This window comes from Vibrio sp. 10N.261.55.F4 (assembly GCF_041470465.1).
In the GTDB taxonomy this organism is placed as follows: domain Bacteria; phylum Pseudomonadota; class Gammaproteobacteria; order Enterobacterales; family Vibrionaceae; genus Vibrio; species Vibrio crassostreae_C.
Genome location: NZ_JBFRMM010000069.1, coordinates 1 through 1,051, shown reverse-complemented (window position 1 = coordinate 1,051; position 1,051 = coordinate 1). Strand labels below are relative to the sequence as shown.

The window sequence follows — 1,051 nt, the reverse complement described above, 5'->3', positions numbered from 1 at the left end:
TATTCGTTAGATGACATCTAGTGTGTCCGCCGCATTAACAGGCTCTCCGCAAGTGGTCTTAACCTATCTCCATCATTAGCGTCTGCAATGACCCGGTGGGTTTAACTCTCTATGCTGCTTAGGTTTCTACTTAAGCAGCATAGTTTTCATATTCGGTTTGATTGTGTAAAAGCGACCATATAATTCGTGCGTTCTTCGCGGCCAGTGCCACTATTGCTCGGTTCATTCCTCTTCGTTCTAGAACGCCTCGACACCACTGACTTAGCTTATCTTGCTTGTCGCCAAGGTTGGCAATCACGGTCCTTGCGCCATGAACTAATAGTGTTCGTAAGTATTTATCACCGTGTTTGGTTATTCGGCCTAAGCGAGTTTTTCCTCCTGTGGAATATTGCTTTGGTACTAGTCCTAGCCAAGCAGAGAAATCACGGCTTTTATCAAATTGAGAACCATTGCCTATCGAAGCAAGTATCGCAGTAGCGGTTTGCGGTCCAATGCCACGAACCTTCATCACTCGTTGAACATTAGCGCTGACCTTAGCAAAAGAGTCGAAGACTTGTTCAGTATCGGCGATACGTTGATTCAACTCTCCAAGGTGGTGATAAGCATCGGCAATCACCGTTCTTGTGAGATGTGGCAGTTCATTTTCTGCATCTTCGAGCATTAAGGGAATCTGTTTCATCAATGAAGAGCGACCAACGGGAATGATCAACCCGAACTCAGAAAGTAGGGCGCGCATGCGATTCATAAGCGCGGTGCGCTCACGAACCCAATGCTCTCTCATTCTATGTACCGATAAGATGGCTTGTTGCTCTGGTGATTTTACGGGTACAAAGCGAGTGGATGGTCGCTGAACAGCTTCGCAGATAGCGACTGCATCATTAAGGTCGTTCTTCCCTTTAGTTCGATAAGGAACCACGTATTTAACGGCCATGATACGGACGTCGTGCCCAAGTTTATTGAGTGTTCTTGCCCAATAATGTGCACCACCACACGCTTCAACGCCTATACGCATGAGTGGCATATTTGCTATTGTAGTCAGTAGTTTAGAGCG

General features: G+C 46.4%; 1 protein-coding gene. It reads right to left on the bottom strand.

The window, feature by feature from the left end; genetic code table 11:
- Nucleotides 1–130 precede the first annotated feature (130 nt).
- On the bottom strand, nucleotides 131–1,051 hold a 921-nt coding region (locus tag AB4249_RS21865; protein ID WP_372104784.1), incomplete at its 5' end, for an IS110 family transposase.